The sequence below is a fragment of the Streptomyces nanhaiensis genome (genome assembly GCF_046614825.1).
GTDB classification, from domain to species: domain Bacteria; phylum Actinomycetota; class Actinomycetes; order Streptomycetales; family Streptomycetaceae; genus Streptomyces; species Streptomyces radiopugnans.
The window spans coordinates 1-1048 of record NZ_JBKJFM010000355.1 but is presented as its reverse complement, the minus strand read 5'-3'; the positions used below and the strand labels follow the sequence as shown (position 1 = coordinate 1048).

The following is a 1048-nucleotide window of genomic DNA, read 5'->3' as shown; positions in this document are numbered from 1 at the left end:
GAGCCAGTACCGGCTGCGCTGGAACGCGTACGTCGGCAGCTCGACCCGGTGCGAAGGCGTGACGCCCAGATCGGCGAGCACATCTGGCCACGCGATCTCCATGCCTGACACGTGGAGTTCGGCTGCGGTGCGGGTGACGGCGTGGGTTTCGTCGAGGTTCTTGTGGAGGGTGGGGAGGAGGCGGGCGTCGGCGCAGGTGATGCTGTCCTGGGCCATCGCGGTGAGGACACCGCCGGGGCCGATCTCCAGGTAGCGGGTGGTGTCGTGCTGCTCGAGCCAGGTGATCTGGTCGGCGAAGCGGACGGCGTCGCGGATGTGCCGGACCCAGTACTCGGGGTCGAGGACGGCGTCACCGGCGGGTAGCGGCAGCTGCGGCGTGTGGAATTCCACGTTGGCCAGTACCTGCCGGAAGTCCTCCAGGATGGGGTCCATGAGGGGTGAGTGGAAGGCGTGGCTGACCTTCAGTCGCCGGGTGCGATGACCGCGTGCGACAAGCTGCGCGGTGACCTCCTCGACTATCTCCCCGGTGCCGCTGATGACGGTGGCCCGGGGCCCGTTGACCGCGGCAACCGAGGCATGCCGTTCGTGTCCGGCCAGCAGCGGCAGGATCTCGTCCTCGGGCGCCTCGACGGCCACCATGGCTCCACCGGACGGCAGTTGTTGCATGAGTCGTCCCCGTGCGGCCACGACAGCGCACGCGTCGGCCAGGCTCCACAGCCCTGCGGCGTGGGCGGCGGTCAGCTCGCCGATGGAGTGCCCGGTGACGACATCGGGCCGGATGCCCCACGACTCCAGCAGCCGGAACAGGGCGACTTCGAGTGCGAACAGCGCGGGCTGGGTGTAAGCAGTTTCGTCCAACACCTTCTGCTCGTCGGTCTCGGTGAACATCACCTCACGCAGAGGCCGTGCCAGCACAGGATCGAAGTGCGCGCAGATCTCATCCAGGGCGGCAGCGAACACAGGGAAGACGGCGTACAGCTCACGCCCCATCCCGGCCCGCTGGCTGCCCTGCCCCGAGAACAGAAACGCCAACCGCCCCTGTGCCACA

General features: G+C 68.5%; 1 protein-coding gene. It reads right to left on the bottom strand.

Annotated elements, in window-relative coordinates; all coding sequences use genetic code 11:
• Positions 1-1032, bottom strand: a 1032-nt coding sequence (locus ACLIYP_RS30555) for an acyltransferase domain-containing protein (RefSeq protein WP_412716315.1), incomplete at its 3' end; no start/stop codon positions are given.
• Positions 1033-1048 lie beyond the last annotated feature (16 nt).